Below are 17267 nucleotides of genomic sequence, written 5' to 3'. Positions count from 1 at the left end.
CCGTGTTACCAATGTGAAGACGAATGAGTGGGGGAAAGGGGGAGTCAGAGAGTCGCTCGCTACGCTCGCTGATACCCGGAGACCGAGGTCGGTCGAGTTCGCCCTTCGAGCGACTCCGACTCTGGGTCCTCCTCCGAGGGGAACGGATGTGGGTCGCGTTCGCGTTGCTACTCGCCGTCCTGAGCGCGCTGTTGCTGACCTCGCTCCTGCAACCGTGGAATCTCGACGAACTCCTCGAAAACACCAACACGGTACAACTCCTGTTCAGCGCGCTGCTGAGCGGTTCCATCCTGCTCGTCTCCATCGTGGTGTCCATCAACTCGATTGTCCTCTCCGAGGAGATAACCGACATCGAGAGCCAGCGCCAGCGCATCGACGCATCGATAGAGTATCGGAGCCAGATAGAGGGGTTCATCGAATCGGGCGTGAGTCCGGCCCGGCCCGCGGAGTTCCTTCAGGCCATCCTCCAAGTCATCAAACGCCAGGCCGAGGGCATCGCCGAAATCTCCGAAGCGGGCGAAAACGAGGCGTTCACCGAGGAGGCCCGAACGTTCTCCGAAGAGGTCACGAAGGAGGTCGAGAAGGCGACCGAGACCCTCTCGGGCGCGCAGTTCGGGTCGTCCGACATACTGCTCGCCGGACTCGACTACGACTACTCGTGGCAACTCCACGTCGCGCGGCGGTTCACGCGGAGGTACGGGCAACGCCTGAGCGACGAGCAACAGGAGTCCATCGACGGTCTCGTGGAGACGCTGAAGGTCTTCGCGACCGGACGTGAGTACTTCAAGTCGCTGTACTACAAGCGGGAGTTCGCACGACTGTCAGCGCGACTCCTCTACATCGCGCTACCGACCATCGTGTACATCTCCTACGTGATGCTCGCGCTCCACTCGCCCGGTTTCATCCCGACCGAGGAACTATGGCTACTCTCGAAGGAGTTCAGTATGAGGCCGCTGACGCTGTTCGTCGCCTTCTCGTACACCGTCGCGCTCGCACCGTATCTGGTTCTCACGTCGTACGTCATCCGCGCGATGACGGTGACGCTCCAGACCCTGGCGTCCGGACCGTTCGTGCTCCCCCAGAGCAACGAACTCAGCGAGTTCGACGTCAACGAGATTCGGGTGTCCAAACAGCGCATCCCCACCCCCGCCGACGAGGAGCCCGCCGACGAGAAGCCCACCGACGACGATTAGGTCCGCCCGCGACCACCGGTCAGGTCGGCCGCCATCACGAAGTCGGGTTCCGCGGAGACCGAGACCCGGCAGGCCGCGACGTCGCTGACCGCCCGGACCGTCTCGGGAATCAGGACGCGAGTCCGGTCGGCCCCGCGGTCGGCGGCGTCGCGCGCGACCGCCGCGAGGACGGCGTCGGCGCTCGCGGCGTCGGTCCACGCGCCGACGCCGTACTCGACCCACGTCTCGGTCTCCGACTCGCCGCTCTCGTCGCCCTCGCGCTCGTACTCGCGGACGCGGTGGGCGAACCCCTCGGTGCCGTCGCCCTGCACGACGAACAGGCCGTCGTCGTCGGCCGCAGTCCGGAGGTCCTCGCGGGTGAGCTGGGAGACCGCCCACGATTCGTCGCGGTCGAGCGCGAGCCCCCGGAGGTGGTCGCGCGCTGGGCTGTCGGTCCAGAACCGCCACGCTGCGTCGGGGTCGGCCGCGATCTCGAAGTCGGCGTCGGTGCGCGGGACGGCGTCGGGGTCCGGTTCCGGCGTCGCCCACCGGAACTCGGTCGCGGGGTCGTAGCCCGCCGCCCGCGACTGGCCGAGGCCCGCGACGTTCCACGAGAACACCATGTTCCGGAGGACGGTCGCGCCCTGACCTCGGGCCCACTCGAAGAGGTCCTCGGTCATCCGGTTGGCGACGCCCCGGCCGCGGAACGCGGGGTTGACGCGCATGCCCTGTCCCCACGCCTCCCACTCCGAGAGCATCACGCACTGGACGATGCCAGCGATGTCGTCGCCCGCGTCGGCGACAACCGTCCGACGGTCGTCGCCGTCGATCCAGTCGTGATAGACGCGGGGGATGTAGTCGCCGCCTTCGCGGTCGGGCCAGGTGTTCTCGGTGAACGCCGCCACGTCCTCGTAGTCGTCGTGGCGGGCCTCCCGGAGGTGGATGCTCGTCGCGGTCATCTCGCTCACCTCACTCCCACGGCACCGACCGGTCGGTTATCTCGCCCGCGATGGGCTCTCGGACCGTGGTGGCCGGGTCCTCGCCGTTCGCGAGCGCCCACATCAGTTTCACCTTGGCGGTGCCGGGGAGCATGTCCTCGCCCTCGACGACGCCCGCGTCGAGCAGGTCCCGGCCCGTGTCGTAGACGCGGTCGCAGACCCGGCCCTCGATGCACTGGCTGGTCATCACGACCGTGGTGCCCGCGTCCACGAGTTCGGCGATGCGGTCGGTCCAGTCGGAGTGGACGTGGCCCAGACCCGTGCCTTCGAGGACGAGGCCCGCCTTCCCCTCGGCGACGTCGAGGGCCGACTCGTCCATGCCGGGCGTGAACTTCAACAGTTCCACGTCGGATTCGAGGTCGGGCGCGATATCGAGGTCGGTCTCGCCGCGCTCGGCGTAGTCTCGCGGGCTCCGCCCGCTCGAATCTTCCGAGGCGCTTCGCGCCTCGCCACGGAACGAGACCGTCACCTCGTCGTCGCCGTACTCGACCTCGCCGAGCGGTTTCGCGCCGACCGTCTCGAAGGCGTCCCGGCGGGAGGTGTGGTTCTTCCGGACTCGCGTCCCGCGGTGGAGCGCGCAGGCGTCGTCGCTTTCGGTGGCGTGCATGCAGACCATCACCTCGGCGGCGTCGGCCTTGGCGGCCTCCACGGCGCAGACCGCGTTCATCACGTTGTCCGAGGAGGGCCTGTCCGCGGAGCGCTGGCTCCCCGTGAACACCACGGGAACCGGCGTGTCGAGCATGAACGAGAGCGCAGACGCGGTGAACTGCATCGTGTCGGTGCCGTGCATCACGACCACGCCGTCGGCACCCGCTTCGATCTCCTCGTACACCGCGCGAGCGAGGTCCTGCCACACGTCGGGGGTCATGTTCTCGCTGAGGATGTTGGCGACCACGCGACCGCGGTAGTTCGCCCGGCCCGCGAGGTCCGGAACCGCCCGGAGCACGTCCTCGGCGTCGAACTGCGCGGTGACCGCGCCGGTCCGGTAGTCGACCGTCGAGGCGATGGTGCCGCCGGTCGAGATGAGCGCGATTGTGGGGAGGTCGGGGTCGAACTCCACGACCGACGAGTCGCCCGTCTCGCCGGTCTCGATGTCGTACACCTCGGTTTCGAGCACGTCCACGTCGGCGTCCTCGCGGTCGACGCCGACGTTGTACCCGCCTTCGAGCTTCACGACGAGGTGGTCGGTCGTCGAGGAGGGGAGCAGTACGCCCTCGTAGGTCTGGTCGGCCCGCTCGACGCGGACGCGGTCGCCGGGATTCATACCTCGGAGTACCGGCGGGCGCGACTTGAAACCATCTTTTCGGCGGTCGGGACTCCTCGCCGGGCGACGTCGGCGACAGCGAGTCCGCCGACCCGCGGACCGTCCCCGAATCGCGCATTCCGACCCCTGATTATCAGATATGATATTATTAGTTCAATATTTAAAATATGAGTACGGTACGATTTCGTAATGGATGTCGACAGGCAGAAAATACTCGCCGTCACCTTCTCGTTTCTGCTGGTCACCTCGACGTTCGCTCCGGCGTCTGCAGCGCTCGAACCGAATGACAGCGGGGCGTCTCCGACCGTCGATATCGGACCCGACTTCCCGGGAGACGGCCTCCTCTTCGGAAGGTCGAACGACGAAAGGAGTTCGGGGAACGCACCCCAGACGACGACGGTCACGAACGAGACGACTCGGACGGGGAACGGCAACGAGACGACTCGGACGGGGAACCGGAACGAATCGGGCGAAGATGGCGACTCCGAAAACGGCCCGCCGGAGGACCGGGATGGCGGTCCATCCGAGAACAGGAGCGGCCCGCCAGAAGACCGGAATGGCGGTCCATCCGAAAACAGGAGCGGCCCGCCAGAAGACCGGAATGGCGGTCCATCCGAAAACAGGAGCGGCCCGCCAGAAGACCGGAATGGCGGTCCATCCGAAAACAGGAGCGGCCCGCCAGACGACCGTGGTGGCGGCCCGCCAGAAGACCGCGGTGGCGGCCCGCCAGACGACCGTGGTGGCGGCCCGCCCGGTTCGATAGAGGACTCGAACCCGGAACGGGGTCCGCCGGAGTGGGTCGAGGACTCGAAGACGCCGCCGGGCGCGGAGAACCGCTCGGCGATGCGGAATCGAAGCGAGGCGGTCGCCGACGCGAACGTGAACGTCACGGTCGAGGACGACGCCTCGGCCGCCGACTACCGCCTCGCGGCCATCGACGCGCTCCAGCGCGCCGAGTTCGACGGGCCGGGGCGGTCCGCAGAGCGCCACCGCACGAAGGCGCTCGAATCGCTCGACGACTCGCTCGCGTACGTCCTCGACGCGAATCGGACGAACTCGGCGCGCCTGTTCGAACTCGACAAGGAGGCGAGCACACCGCCGGACTTCGCGCCGAACGTGACGCGACTGCTCGTCCGCTCGGACGAACGACTCGCCGAGACCGCCATCGCGGACGCCGAGCGCGCGAACGAGACGTTGCGCTCGCGCAACGTCTCGTTCGACGCCGAGGCGGTCGGCGAGAACGTCACCGACGCGAGGGAGGCCCGCGACCGAGCCCAGCGACTTCGAGACCGCGGGCAGGACCACGCCGCAGTCAGCCAGTACCGGGTGGCGTGGAAGCACGCCCAGCGAGCGCTCGACGCGATGGACCTCGCGACGAAGCCGAACGTGACCATCGAGACGCGCGAGGACCCACGTCACGACGGCAACGCGACCTACACCGTCCGCGGGACGGTGTTCGACGTTCGCGGCCACGAACTCGACCCCCTCGTGCTCTCGCAGAACGGCGAGAACCGCTCGGTCGACCTCGACGTGAACACGACGCCCGGAACCGTCGGCACGTTCGAGACGAACCTCTCGCTGAACCGGACCGTCAACGACGTCGAGGTCTCGGCGACCGACCCCAACCGCCGGTGGGCGTCCGAGGACGACCCCGACGCCGACGGCGAGGACCCGCCGCCGGAGACGGGGCGAGACAGGCTCCGGCTCGACGCCGACGGCCTGCCAGACCACTACGAACTGAACGTGACCGGGACCGACCCGCTCGACCCCGACAGCAACTCGACCCGGACCGACGCCAACGAGTCCGGAAACGGCGTCCTCGACGGCGCGGAGGACCACGACCGCGACGGCGTCCGGACCTACTACGAGTACCTCTTCGAGCTCGACCCCCACGACTCCGACACCGACGGCGACGGTCTGATCGACGGCTTCGAGCAGGACCACCGCGGCATCGACCCCGCGGAGGCCGACACCGACGACGACGGCGTCTCGGACGCCGAGGAGGACCTCGACGGCGACGGACTGACCAACCGCGAGGAGCAGAACGAGACCACGAACCCGGTCGAGTCCGACACCGACGGCGACGGCCTGAACGACTCCGCGGAGCTCTCGAACGGCACCGACCCCCGAAAGCAGGACACCGACGACGACGGTCTGAACGACTCCGCGGAACTCGACCTCGGGACCGACCCCACGAACCCCGACACCGACGACGACGGCGTTCTCGACGGCAACGAGACGTTCTCGACCGAGACGGAGAACGAGTCGGTCGGGGCCGCGGTGAACGTCTCGGGCGAGGGCAACGTCGCAGACGGAATCTCCATCGAGAACGAGTCCGACGAGCGGATTCAGACCGACACGGTCGCGAACGCCTCGGCCACCGAAGTGCTTGACTTCGAGGCGGAGACCGAGTTCGAAGAGGCGAACCTCTCGCTCGACTACGAGGACGAGCAGGTCGACGACGAGGAAGACCTCGCGATGTACACCTACAACGAGTCTCTCCAGACGTACGTCAAACTCCCCTCGTCGGTCGACGCCGACAACGACACGGTGACCGGGACCACCCCGCACTTCTCGACGTTCGTCGCGATGAACGAGTCGGAGTGGACCGACCAGGGGCCGGTCGAACCCGACCCCAACTACGCGGTCGACGAGGACTTCGAGGACCTCGACGACTGGGACTGCGAGGGCGACTGCGAGGCCGGAGACGGGGTCTCGGTCGGCGCGGAGTCGCCGGACGACACGCTCGGGACGTTCGAATCCGGAGACGAGTACGATTCCCAATGCATCCCCACCCCGGACGGGGGCTGCGTTCCGCCCGACGACGGCGAAGACGACGATTGTTACGACAGCAGTGGGGTGCTCGACAATTCCGCGCCGATAGAGGGTGGTGGCGGCGATGGATGCGATGACGACCCGACCACAACCGAGACCTCTAGCCCAACCGAGACCGATAGCCCAACCACAACCGAAACTGAACCACCTGAACCACCTGAACCACCTGAAGAAGAACCGGACCCCGAGCCAGAACCCATCCCGCCGTCCGAGCTCGAACGCTCGGTCGACATCCCCGACGACGCGGTCGAGGTGACGCTCACCGCGCAGGTGTCGGGGTACGCCGAGGAGTCGAACGCCAGCGCCGAGGTGTCGCTGGTGACCGACACCGAGAGTCGCACCGTCTTCGAGGTCGTCGGTGAGGACGGCACGCGCGTCACCGACTCGGCGCTCGTCTCCGAGAACCTCGACCACGCCGCGGGCGAGACGCTCCGGATTCGGGTGCAGACCGAGAACCTCTCGGGCGCGCAGGTCGAGTCGGTCGACGTCGAGATAGTGCGGGACAGCGACGGCGACGGCCTCTCGAACTCGCTGGAACGGATGGGCATCCCCATCGGCAACGGCGAGCGCATCTACACCGACCCCTACGACGCCGACACCGACGGCGACGGCCTCGACGACGGCGAGGAGGTCGGTGGGTTGGTCGACTCGAACCGGGTCGGCCGGGACTACTACAAACTGAACAGCGACCCGACGGAGGTCGACTCGGACGGCGACGGCCTCGACGACTACGAGGAGACCTACGGCACTCAGACGGTCCAGTACACCGACTCGCCCGCGGACTCCGAGGCGTTCATGAACGCGCTGTACAGCGGCGAGGACCCCAGTGGCGCGCTCTCGACCGACGATACCGTCCGGACCGACCCCTACGACGCCGACACCGACGGCGACGGTCTCGACGACGGCGAGGAACTCGAACTCGGGACGAATCCGGCGCGTGCAGACACCGACGGGGATGGTATCGACGACGACGCGGAACTGGACGCGGGGTCTGACCCGACGTTGCACGACTACGAGGGGCCCGAAATCGAGGTGTTCCGCGCGAACTTCTACAAGCCACCGGGGAGTTGGAAGACGACCTATCAGCTGGGTTACTCGGCGAGCGACCCGAGTGGGGTCGAGGAGACGGCGGTCCTGAAGGACGAGGACGTCGAGACCCGGACGGACTGGGACAGCGGCGAGTCGGTGAGTCGGTCGGTAGAGTTCTCCACCGGGTCGAAGGAGACGGTCCTCGACGGACTGTCCGGGACGACCGTGGAGGTGCGCGCGAGCGACCGCCACGACAACACTCGGTCGAAGGTGGCGATGGAGCGGAGCAACGTCTACGGAGCGATGGCCGAGGAGTTCGCCACCCGGAGTGACGTGGATACGACGACTGCGTCGGGATACGCCGGGCTGTTGTCTGGGCTGACGGTTGGTGGCGGTGAGTCGGCCGAGACGCTGAACGCGATAGCAGAGGACCCGTTCGGATTCCTCGAATCCCTCCAGCAGTTGGCGGGCCTCGTCCAGAAGCTCGGACTGGTCGAGAAGATGTTGAAAGCGTTGCCCGGCCAGCTGATCGAGGGCGTCCAGGAAAAACAAGAACTCAACAATCCGTTCGACCCCGACAATCCCGACGAGCAATCGGATTACGAAGCCTTCCGGGCGAGTTGGTACCTCGGGTACGTATCGTACTACGTGCTGTCGATGGTTGCAGGCGAGCAGGCCACGAAAGCCGTCAAGGGCACGAAGACGTTCTCGAAGACGGTCGACCGGCTGGACCGCAACGGCCGGGTGACGCAGGCTAGCCGCTATCTGGACGCGGCGAAGGGCCGGACGACCGAACCGGTCAAACGCGGGAGCTACAAGCTGGGGTCGCGGTTGGGCGAGGGGAGCGTGTGGCTGACGAAAGAGAGCGGCCAGCGCATCTTGAGTGGGGCGAAAACGGCGGCGGGGCAGGCACGGCTGTACCGGCATCTGCGGAAGGTCGACGGTAACAAGATCGAGGACCTGTCGCCGTCGCAGGAGGCGCGGTTGCGGACGATGCTGGCGCATACGGGCGACGATGGCGTCACAGCGATCAACAAACTGGACAAAGAGTCGGTCGAAGACCTACTCAGCCTGCGAGCGGCGTGTAGCCGGTCGGGCTTCAGCACGCAGGCGTACGGTCGGAGCTGTCTCGACAAGGAGACGGAGGAGGATGCTGTTGAGTCGGTCGTCAAGGCCACCAACGACCCAGACGTGTCGAAGGCCGATATCGACGAAGTGGTTCGCCGTCTCCAGTCCTTGGACACCGCTGAACGAAATAAGGCGATTCGGGCGCTTGCCGAGACGGACTCAGACGGTGTCCAGTTCTTCAGTGACATCAGCGACGAGTCAATGCGAAAGCTCTTGAAGAGCGATCTCTCGTCGGATACCATAGGGTCCTCAGCCCGTAAGTACGGCGAACTCGATTCAGATTACCAGACGAAGTTCGCGGACGTGTTGTCGGACAGCGATGCGGGGGTCTCGTGGATGCGAGCGGTCGGTAAGTCGGGAATCGAAACGTCTGACGTCAGAACGGCGCTGAGGAGAGTCGACGACATAGACAGTAATGGACACGAAACGACGGAGTTCCACACGGCTTCTAAGCTCAACAAAAAACACCGCAAACAGGGTGATAAACCGCCTCACCAAGAAGGAACCCTCGTGGTCGATTTCGAGACCGACTCGAAGGACGTCTTCATGCGCGTTCACGATAGTGACGACCACCCCGGAGGAAAGTGGCTGGTCAGACGAGATACCATCGACAATCTGAATTCGAAAGAAGAGGTCTACGACCGACTCGCGCTCCTGAAAAAGGCGTGGCCATCGGACTACGACCACATAGGCAAGCTCGAAATCTCCGAGGGACAGAGCGTGAAGATGAGAGTGAGTACTGCAGGTGAGATGAGGAACAAAGGTACGAGTGAGTTCAAGTCTGGCGGAGCAACCCAATACATGTTACGACAAAACGTGGACGATGGCTGGGAACGAATCAAGCCGCTTGAGGAGTATCTCAGCCAGAACTAATAGCCTTAGTGAAATCCGTTGCCACACTCATCTGCTACTTCCGGACCCACAGGGCTAATTACTGCTCGCTAATAAGATTCTATTAATGCCACTCAATATCTACCTCCAAGAAAAATGCGCTCGTTGCGGGAATGTTCGAGACAAACTCGACGAACATAAGGTAGAATATGATGCATACTTTCTACCACCTGAGGACTCCGACATTGAGGCGCTCGAATTTCCGATTTCGGAACCAGTACTCGTCGAACCGGAGACTGCGCCTAACGGCATCGTTGGACATGATGAGATCATCGAATGGATCACGGCCCGGTACGAGAAATAGAGATAGTCTATTTTCGCCAGCACTGTTTAGTTAGGCCAGTTTGAGAAACGCACAAGTCGAGTCGGTCGACGTCGAGATAGTGCGGGACAGCGACGGCGACGGCCTCTCGAACTCGCTGGAACGGATGGGCATCCCCATCGGCAACGGCGAGCGCATCTACACCGACCCCTACGACGCCGACACCGACGGCGACGGCCTCGACGACGGCGAGGAGGTCGGTGGGTTAGTCGACTCGAACCGGTCGGTGGGGACTACTACGAACTGAACAGCGACCCACGAAAAGACCCATAACCTCGCCCGTCTCACACCCACACATGCCCCAGCGCTCCGACCAGCGCACCAACGACTCCGTCGCCGAGGAGTACGCCGACCTCCTCGACGACTCGGAATCGGTTCCCGATTCCGAGTCGTCCTCCTCGCGGTCGGCCGAGTCGCCGTCGCTCGCCGGACGCCTCCAGAATCGCGTCGCCCGCGTCTTCTCCCCGCGAATCTTCCTTTACGCCCTCCTGCTCCTCGGGACGGGGATGATCGCGGGGAACGCCGTCATCCCGCTCCCCTTCCTCGACAACCTCGCAGGGCTGGTGGGCGTGTTCGCGGGCGCGTTCGTCCTCGGGCTGGCGGTCGAGCGCGGCACCGTCCTCGAATCCGGGGTCGCCGGGGCGGCCGCGGCCGGACTCACCGCGGTCCTCGGTCACTTCGCGCTGGCGGCGTTCGGCGACGCGGGCACCCAGCTGGCGATGTTCGGGATGGGGACCGGCCTGCTGGCGGGCGCGCTCGGCGCGTACCTCGGCGGCGACCTCCGGAAGGGGCTGACACAGGACCTGTGACTACCCCGCCAGCGCCCACTCCCCGTCGCGCTGCTCCAGGAACCCGCGGTCGGCCAGCACGGCCAGACACTCCTCGACGACTGGTTCGGGCGCGTCGACCGCGCGGGCGACCTCCCCGACCGTGGTCGCGCCGCCAGCGACGGCCGCCACGACCTCCGCGTGGAGTCGCTCCGCGCCGTCGGCGTCGAGGGCGTCGCTGAGCCGTTCCTGTACGTCGGCGATTCGACCGTGGACCCACCGCTGGGCGAGCGACAGTTCGCTCTGGAGTTGCTGGAGTTCGTCGAGTTCCGACGCGAGGCCGGTCGCCCGCTCGACGCTCTCGGTCCCGGCGTCGCCCGCCCCGGAGTCGTCTGCCCGCCGAGTCGGGGAGTCGGGGTTACCGGTCTCGGCGTCGAGTGCCTCGGCCTCTGCGTCGGACTCGGCGGCGTCCCCGTCGGATTCCGGCGAGTCGAACTGCACGTTCAGCGAGACGTACCGACACCGGCTCACGTCGAGGTTGGCGCTCGCGGGGTAGGCGCTCTTCATTCCGAACTCGTAGGGTGAGACGCTGACTTCGAGCCTGAGGTTGCGCGAGATGCTGAAGTACTTCCTGCGCTGGTCGTCGGTTCGGCTCTCGACGAGGCCAGCGTCTTCGAGCTTCCGGAGGTGGTCGATGACCGCCTTGGGACTGACCCCGAGGTACTCGCTGATCTCGGTGACGTAACAGGGCTTGCGTGACAGTAGCCGGAGGATTCGCCTCCGGTTCTCGTTCCCGAGGATGTCGAGTAGCTCGGCGGAGTCCATTCCCGGGAGAGCGTAGGGAACGAGCGCCCAAAAGCGTGTCTCTCGGCTTACGCGACCGGCGGCGCGCGGAGCAGGCCGAGCGCCGACACGCTCGTCGCGGTCGCGAGCGTCCCGTACCCGAGTTCGTCGGCGGCCGAGGGCGTGCTGGCGTTCGGGACCGGGTCCCCGGTCGACTGGTTCGCGGGGTCGGCGGAGCCGTTGTCGGTTCGATTCGCGGGGTCGACGGGGGCGTCGTCCGACCGGTTCGCGGAGTCGGTAACGCCGGACGGCTCTCGTTCGTCGCCCTGTCGGCGTTCGGTGGTGTCGTTCGTCGCTTCTCTGACGCCGTCGTCGGCCGAGTCGGCCCGGTCGTCGGTGGCGTTGCCGACGCCGTCGGGCCGACCGCCCGGCGTCCCGTTCGCCGAGTCGGCGACGGCGTCGTCGGACGCGTTGCTCGCGTTCTGTAACGGGGTTCCGTTGCCGGGAGGTCCATTGCCGTTCCCGGGCGGTCCGGTGGCGTTCCCGGGCGGTCCGGTGGCGTTCCCGGGCGGTCCGGTGGCGTTTCCGAGGCCCGACGTGTTCCGCGCGAGCTCGGCGATCTCGGGGCCGCCGAGATCGTTCGTCTCGGTTTCGAGCGTCCGGATCGCCTCGACGTTCGTGTCGACCTGCTCGGCGCGCGGTTCGGTGGCGTTTATCGACGACTTCAGCGCGTTGATCCTCCCGACCAACTGGCCCAGACGCGCCTTGTAGGCGGCGTTGCTGATGTTGCCGTCCTCGCGCTCGGCCATGAGTTCCTCCTTGCGCTCCTGGAGTTCGGTCAGCTCCGCGCGGAGTTCGTCGGTCCGTCGTTCGACCAGTCGCTTCCGGTTCGAACGGTTCTCCGTCGCGTTGAACGAGGCGTCCCACATGCCGGTCTCGACCGCGCCGTTGGCCTCCGCGGCGTTCGACTGCATGAACGACGAGATGTCGGAACCGAGTGATCCGTTCACAGTCTCGTTCTCGGCCTCCGACTGCTGGATTCCCGACTCGGTGGCCCCGGCCCGCTCCCCGGCGGCCTGATTCTGGGCGGTGACGTCGGTCTGGGCGGTGGGCTGGGTCCGTTCGCCGACGGCGGTCGCGTCGTCCGTCGCGACCGCCGGGGCGGCCGTCAGCGAACCACCGACCACGAACAGCACCAACAGGACGGCTCGATAGCCACTCATCGGTTGGTCATATATGCCCGCTCTTTAAAAAGGAGGGCATTCGTTCGTTCCGTTCACGCACCCCCATTCGGCCATCGAGAGGCCGTATTAGAGTTCAAACGCCGATTAGCGCCCGCCTACTCGGTTCGGCCGTCGGGGCTCGGAAGGCGGTCGAACGCGCGGGCCGCCGCGCCGACCGCGACCACCGAGAGCGCCGCGGTCGCCACCGGGAGGACGAGTCCGGGTTCGTACCGGAGCGGCGGATGATACCCCAGCAGGTAATCGAGGGCGTCGTTCGCGAGCAGGGCCGCGAGCGCGGCCGCCAGCGCGCCGCGGGTCGTCGCGCCGTAGGCGGGAAGCAGGTACGCCTCGACCACGAACCCGAGGTGGGTGAGGACGATGAACCAGTAGGACCACAGCGCGTCGGCCTCCCACGGCGGCCCGAAGTACGCCGGGAACCCGAGGTTGAGCGCGACCGCCGTCCAGAGGCCGTACTTGACCAGCCACGCGAACGCGAAGGTGTGGAGGTACGCGAGATAGCGATTTCGGGGAGCGTCCCGGAGTCGATTTCCGAGGTTCGCCAGGAGCGTGGCGAGCGACAGCGTGACCAGAAAGAGCGCGGCGGGCGAGTCGGCGTACAGCGGCCAGAGGTAGATGGGAACCTCGGGGAGGGTCCCGACGTAGAAGCGCACCCCGACCAGCATCGCGAGGACGTTCACCGCGAGCAGCCACGCGAGGTTCGGCCCGTCCTCCAGATACGCCCGGGCGTATCGCTCGGGAATCGCCATACCGACACCGGGGTCGCCAGCGACGAATGTCTGTCGGAATCGACCCGTCCCGGGCGTGAAAGGTCGACAACCGTTAAATAGTGTCCTTGCGCTACTATATAAATCTATCCGACAGATTTATCACTGTAGGGTGTTATACGTTAGCTCGTCACATGTTCGAGGAGTTCTCCAGCGGCTACTACCTCGGACGGCTGTACGTCGAGCCGTACCACGGCGACGAGGCAGTCATCCGTCGCGACCAGCACGAGCAGATCAACGAACAGCTCTACGCCACCGGCGAGGGCATCGAGCGACTCGACAATCCGCTCGTGATGAAGGTAGACAGCCACCACCTCGCGGTTCACGGAGAGGACGAGGTTCCCGAGGGGACGCTCGCGCTCCCCGAGGAGGTCCTCGACGACACCCGCATCAGGAATCCGCCCGCGCTCAAGGAGGTCCTGCTGGCGAAGGCCGACCGCGCCGACCAGCTACTCCGGTATCAGGCGCGTCATCCGGGCGTCGGGACCTGAACGCCGAACGCTTCTCACTTGCCCCACTCGCGGGTCTCCTTCGCCCGGTCGGCGAGCGGGGCCACGTCGAGCGGTTCGTCGCGCGCGTCGAGGGCTTCGAGCGCGGCCCGGGCGCTCGCCTCGGTCGAGAAGTAGGTGACCTCCTCTTCGACCGCGGTTTCGAGGGCGGCGCGGTCGCGGGTCACCAGCAGGTCGACCTCGCCCGCGCGGAGCGCGTCGGCGAGGTCGTCGAACGCCGCGAGGTCGTAGTAGTCGTCGAAGCCCTCGACCGGGAGGTCGACGACCGCGGTGCCCTCCTCGGGGAGCGACGACCCCGCGGCGTCCTGGGCCTTGTCGTAGGCCCTGCCGAAGGCGTCGGCGGTGCCCATCACCTCGCCGGTGGACTTCATCTCGGGGCCGAGCCGCGGGTCGCTTCCCGGCAGGCGGTCGAACGGCAGGACGACCTCCTTGACGCTGACCTGCTCGGGGACCTGCTCTCGGGCGTCGAGGTCGGCAAGCGACTCGCCCGCCATCACCTTCGCGGCGAGCTTGGCGATGGGGACGCCGGTCGCCTTCGAGACGAACGGGACCGTGCGCGACGAGCGGGGGTTTGCTTCGAGGACGTAGACCTCGCTCGCGGTTTCACCGCTCGCATCCGAGGCGCTTTGCGCCTCGCTCTCGCCGTCCTGAACCGCCAACTGGACGTTCAGCAGGCCCACGGTGTCGAGCGCGACCGCGATGTCCTCGACCACTTCCCGGACCCGCCCGAGGGTCTCCTCGTCGAGCGAGCGCGTGGGAATCATGCAGGCCGAGTCGCCCGAGTGGACGCCCGCCGATTCGACGTGTTCCATGATGCCCCCGATGAGTACGTCCTCGCCGTCTGCCACGGCGTCCACGTCGAGTTCGACCGCATCCGCGAGGAACTCGTCCACGAGGATGGGCTTGTCGGGGCTGACCCTGACCGCCTCCTCGATGTACTCTCTGAGCTCCTCGTCGTCGTGGACCACGTCCATCGCGCGGCCGCCGAGGACGTAGGAGGGCCGGACGAGGACCGGGTAGCCGATGTCGTGGGCGAGGTCGAGCGCCTCTTCCTCGCTGGTGGCGCTCCCGCCCTCGGGCTGGCTGATGCCGAGGTCGTCCATCAGGCGATTGAAGCGGTCGCGGTCCTCCGCGAGGTCCATCGCCTCGACCGAGGTGCCCAGAATCTCGCAGTCGAGTCCCCGGCGCTCTATCTCGGCTTCGAGGGGGGCGCCGATGTCGACGGAGGTCTGACCGCCGAACTGGACCATCACGCCGTCGGCGTCGGTGGTCGCTATCACGTCGGCGACCTCTTCAGCAGTTATGGGTTCGAAGAACAGGCCGTCGGAGGTGTCGTAGTCGGTCGAGACGGTCTCGGGGTTGTTGTTAACGACGTGGGCGTCGATGCCCTGCTCGCGGAGCGCCCGGACCGCGTGGACCGAGCAGTAGTCGAACTCGACGCCCTGCCCGATGCGGATGGGGCCGCCCCCGACCACCACGACGCTCTCGACGTCGCGGTCGACCTGCACCTCGTCGCGGCCGAGTCCGACGCCGGGACGCCGCGAGGAGTAGTAGTACGGCGTCGAGGCCTCGAACTCGCCCGCGCAGGTGTCGACCTGCTTGAAGTCCCGAGCGGGCGCGTCGGCCTCGACCGACTCGACCGCGACGCCCGCGCCGTCGGTCGCCGTCTCCTCGTCGGCGCTGGCGTCCTCGGCGGACGCCTCGTGGCTCCCCGCGGGGAGCCACGAGGCGTGGGTGTCCTCGAACTCCCCGCCCGCCATCGCGGTTATCTCGTGGTCGGTGAACCCGGCCTCGGCGGCCGTCTCGAAGTCGCCCTCCTGTGCCGAGACCGCGGCCTCGGCGACGTTCTCGTAGCGCTCGACGTACCACTCGTAGATGCCGGTGAGGTCGACGACCTCCGCGACCGAGTAGCCCCGGTCGAACGCCTCGAACATGGCGTACGGGCGGTCGGGCGAGGGGCGTTCGAGAAAGTGAGTTTCGAGGGCCTCGTCGTCGACCTCGGCCCAGTTCACGTCGGGGTCGTATTCGGACGAGCGCAGCGCCTTGAGGAGCGACTCCTCGAAGGTCCGGCCGATGGCCATCGCCTCGCCCGTCGATTTCATCGCGGTGCCGAGTTCGAAGTCCACGTCCGGGAACTTGTCCTTGGGCCAGCGGGGGACCTTGGTCACAACGTAGTCGATTGCTGGCTCGAACGCCGCGGTGGTCTCGCCCGTAATCTCGTTCTCTATCTCGTGGAGGCGCTTGCCGAGCGCGACCTTCGCGGTCACGCGGGCGATGGGGTAGCCCGTGGCCTTCGAGGCCAGCGCCGAGGAGCGCGAGACGCGGGGGTTGACCTCGACGACGCGGTACTCCCCGCCGGGGGTGCCGTCGTCGTGCCACGCGAACTGGATGTTACAGCCGCCCTGAATCCCCAGCTCGCGGATGACTTCGAGCGCGGCGTCGCGCATCTCCTGGTGGCCCTCGTCGGGGATGACCTGCGAGGGCGTGACGACCGTCGACTCGCCGGTGTGGATGCCCATCGGGTCGAGGTTCTCCATGTTGCAGATGATGATACACGAGTCCCCGGCGTCGCGCATCACCTCGTACTCCAGTTCGACCCACCCGGCGATGGACTCGGTGATGAGGACCTCGCCGTTGCGCGAGAGGCGCAGACCCTTCCGAACGCGGGCGAGGAGTTCGTCCATGTCGTCGACGACGCCCGACCCCGACCCGCCGAGGGTGTAGGTGGTGCGGGCGATGACCGGCAGGCCCCCGACCGCATCGACCGCGTCCTCGACGCGCTCGCGGAGGTCGTCCTCGGTGATGGCGGCGACCTCCTCGTCGTCGTCGAGCGCGATGGTCGTCGAGCGCGGGACCGGCTGGCCGAGGTCCTCCATCCGCTGGCGGAACAGGTCGCGGTCCTCGGTCGCGTAGATGGTGTCCAGCGGCGTCCCCATGATGTCGACGTCGTACTCCTCCAAGACCCCCTCCTCGGAGAGTTCGGCGGTGACGTTCAGCCCGGTCTGGCCCCCGAGTCCCGCGATGACGCCGTCGGGGTTCTCCTTCCGGATGACCTCCGCGATGGCCTCGGTCGTGATGGGTTCGACGTACACCTCGTCGGCCATCTCCGGGTCGGTCATGATGGTCGCGGGGTTGGAGTTGACCAGCACGACTCGCGCGCCCTCCTCCTGTAAGGCGCGGCAGGCCTGCGCGCCGGAGTAGTCGAACTCCGCGGCCTGTCCGATCTGGATGGGTCCGCTACCGATGAGCAGGATGGTCCGTCCCTCGCCAGCCGTGGTGTCCTCGGTCATTCGTTGGTAGAGGAGAGTTCGCTCATCGTAATAAATCCGACGATAGATTACGACTTCCGAAATGAGATTTCGAAATTCGTATTTGGGACGGAGTGCCACGCGGGGTGGGCGAGCGGCGGTTCGTGCTAACTCGAAGATAATGGAGTTTCGGACTACGGACCATCCGCCTCGGCGCACGCTGGCGTCATCGCGCCGACGGCGCGATTGCTCGGAAGACGCGGTTTGTCTTCCGGCGCGGCCCGCAAGTGGCCGCGCCAATTTCGCGCGAGGG

Annotated in this window: 14 protein-coding genes; 7 read left to right on the top strand and 7 right to left on the bottom strand. The window is 66.6% G+C overall.

Going from position 1 to position 17267, the window contains the following annotated elements; genetic code table 11:
- Positions 1-23: 23 nt before the first annotated feature.
- Complete coding sequence (locus tag NGM10_RS11150; protein WP_253478729.1) at positions 24-1193, top strand: DUF7972 family membrane protein; 1170 nt, start codon at positions 24-26, stop codon at positions 1191-1193.
- Here the strand turns inward: NGM10_RS11150 and NGM10_RS11145 are convergent.
- From NGM10_RS11145 to NGM10_RS11135, 3 genes are read right to left on the bottom strand one after another with little or no spacing between them, the layout of a single operon-like run.
- Positions 1190-2131, bottom strand: coding sequence for a GNAT family N-acetyltransferase (locus NGM10_RS11145; protein ID WP_253483830.1), 942 nt, complete (start codon positions 2129-2131; stop codon positions 1190-1192). The genes NGM10_RS11150 and NGM10_RS11145 overlap by 4 nt on opposite strands.
- A 10-nt stretch (positions 2132-2141) precedes the next feature.
- Entirely contained in the window at positions 2142-3434 is a 1293-nt protein-coding gene (gatD, locus tag NGM10_RS11140) for a Glu-tRNA(Gln) amidotransferase subunit GatD (protein ID WP_253478726.1), read from the bottom strand.
- The gene (locus tag NGM10_RS11135; RefSeq protein WP_253478723.1) at positions 3431-3838 is read right to left on the bottom strand and encodes a hypothetical protein; all 408 of its coding nucleotides are present in this window, start codon (positions 3836-3838) and stop codon (positions 3431-3433) included. Before NGM10_RS11135 ends, gatD begins: the two co-directional genes overlap by 4 nt.
- 71 nt (positions 3839-3909) lie before the next feature.
- Here NGM10_RS11135 and NGM10_RS11130 point away from each other — a divergent pair, with 71 nt between their 5' ends.
- The 5 genes from NGM10_RS11130 (at position 3910) to NGM10_RS11110 (ending at position 10448) form a co-directional block, all read left to right on the top strand.
- On the top strand, positions 3910-4197 hold the full coding sequence (locus NGM10_RS11130) for a hypothetical protein (protein WP_253478720.1): 288 nt from the start codon (positions 3910-3912) through the stop codon (positions 4195-4197).
- An 80-nt stretch (positions 4198-4277) separates the two neighbouring features.
- Positions 4278-9299: a hypothetical protein gene (locus tag NGM10_RS11125; protein ID WP_253478717.1), complete on the top strand. Its 5022-nt coding sequence runs from the start codon at positions 4278-4280 to the stop codon at positions 9297-9299.
- A gap of 85 nt (positions 9300-9384) precedes the next feature.
- Entirely contained in the window at positions 9385-9621 is a 237-nt protein-coding gene (locus tag NGM10_RS11120) for a hypothetical protein (RefSeq protein ID WP_253478713.1), read from the top strand.
- A 40-nt stretch (positions 9622-9661) separates the two neighbouring features.
- A complete protein-coding gene (locus NGM10_RS11115; RefSeq protein ID WP_253478710.1) occupies positions 9662-9886 on the top strand; it encodes a hypothetical protein in 225 nt (74 codons plus the stop codon).
- 49 nt (positions 9887-9935) lie between these two features.
- A complete protein-coding gene (locus NGM10_RS11110; RefSeq protein ID WP_253478707.1) occupies positions 9936-10448 on the top strand; it encodes a DUF8526 domain-containing protein in 513 nt (170 codons plus the stop codon).
- Here NGM10_RS11110 and NGM10_RS11105 read toward each other — a convergent pair whose 3' ends face one another.
- The 3 genes from NGM10_RS11105 to NGM10_RS11095 form a co-directional block, all read right to left on the bottom strand.
- Positions 10449-11231, bottom strand: a complete 783-nt coding sequence (locus NGM10_RS11105) for an ArsR/SmtB family transcription factor (protein WP_253478703.1) — start codon at positions 11229-11231, stop codon at positions 10449-10451.
- 47 nt (positions 11232-11278) lie between these two features.
- On the bottom strand, positions 11279-12412 hold the full coding sequence (locus tag NGM10_RS11100; protein ID WP_253478699.1) for a DUF7096 domain-containing protein: 1134 nt from the start codon (positions 12410-12412) through the stop codon (positions 11279-11281).
- Positions 12413-12528: 116 nt separating this feature from the next.
- Positions 12529-13179, bottom strand: a complete 651-nt coding sequence (locus tag NGM10_RS11095; RefSeq protein WP_253478696.1) for a DUF1405 domain-containing protein — start codon at positions 13177-13179, stop codon at positions 12529-12531.
- A gap of 152 nt (positions 13180-13331) precedes the next feature.
- On the opposite strand from NGM10_RS11095, the gene NGM10_RS11090 reads away from it, so the two are divergent.
- On the top strand, positions 13332-13688 hold the full coding sequence (locus NGM10_RS11090; protein ID WP_253478693.1) for a DUF5802 family protein: 357 nt from the start codon (positions 13332-13334) through the stop codon (positions 13686-13688).
- Between the two features lie 14 nt (positions 13689-13702).
- On the opposite strand, the gene carB is transcribed toward NGM10_RS11090, so the two are convergent.
- On the bottom strand, positions 13703-16996 hold the full coding sequence (gene carB, locus NGM10_RS11085; protein WP_253478688.1) for a carbamoyl-phosphate synthase large subunit: 3294 nt from the start codon (positions 16994-16996) through the stop codon (positions 13703-13705).
- Between the last annotated feature and the right edge of the window lie 271 nt (positions 16997-17267).

The organism is Halorussus salilacus, from assembly GCF_024138125.1.
GTDB lineage: Archaea > Halobacteriota > Halobacteria > Halobacteriales > Haladaptataceae > Halorussus > Halorussus salilacus.
Note: the sequence above shows the minus strand (reverse complement) of the source record. Positions and strands in the feature narration are given on the sequence as shown.

Coding starts and splice junctions, on each gene's coding strand:
- NGM10_RS11150 (WP_253478729.1), top strand. CDS start 24: ATGAGTGGGGGAAAGGGGGAGTCAGAGAGTCGCTCGCTACGCTCGCTG.
- NGM10_RS11145 (WP_253483830.1), bottom strand. CDS start 2,131: ATGACCGCGACGAGCATCCACCTCCGGGAGGCCCGCCACGACGACTAC.
- gatD (WP_253478726.1), bottom strand. CDS start 3,434: ATGAATCCCGGCGACCGCGTCCGCGTCGAGCGGGCCGACCAGACCTAC.
- NGM10_RS11130 (WP_253478720.1), top strand. CDS start 3,910: ATGGCGACTCCGAAAACGGCCCGCCGGAGGACCGGGATGGCGGTCCAT.
- NGM10_RS11125 (WP_253478717.1), top strand. CDS start 4,278: ATGCGGAATCGAAGCGAGGCGGTCGCCGACGCGAACGTGAACGTCACG.
- NGM10_RS11120 (WP_253478713.1), top strand. CDS start 9,385: ATGCCACTCAATATCTACCTCCAAGAAAAATGCGCTCGTTGCGGGAAT.
- NGM10_RS11110 (WP_253478707.1), top strand. CDS start 9,936: ATGCCCCAGCGCTCCGACCAGCGCACCAACGACTCCGTCGCCGAGGAG.
- NGM10_RS11105 (WP_253478703.1), bottom strand. CDS start 11,231: ATGGACTCCGCCGAGCTACTCGACATCCTCGGGAACGAGAACCGGAGG.
- NGM10_RS11100 (WP_253478699.1), bottom strand. CDS start 12,412: ATGAGTGGCTATCGAGCCGTCCTGTTGGTGCTGTTCGTGGTCGGTGGT.
- NGM10_RS11095 (WP_253478696.1), bottom strand. CDS start 13,179: ATGGCGATTCCCGAGCGATACGCCCGGGCGTATCTGGAGGACGGGCCG.
- NGM10_RS11090 (WP_253478693.1), top strand. CDS start 13,332: ATGTTCGAGGAGTTCTCCAGCGGCTACTACCTCGGACGGCTGTACGTC.
- carB (WP_253478688.1), bottom strand. CDS start 16,996: ATGACCGAGGACACCACGGCTGGCGAGGGACGGACCATCCTGCTCATC.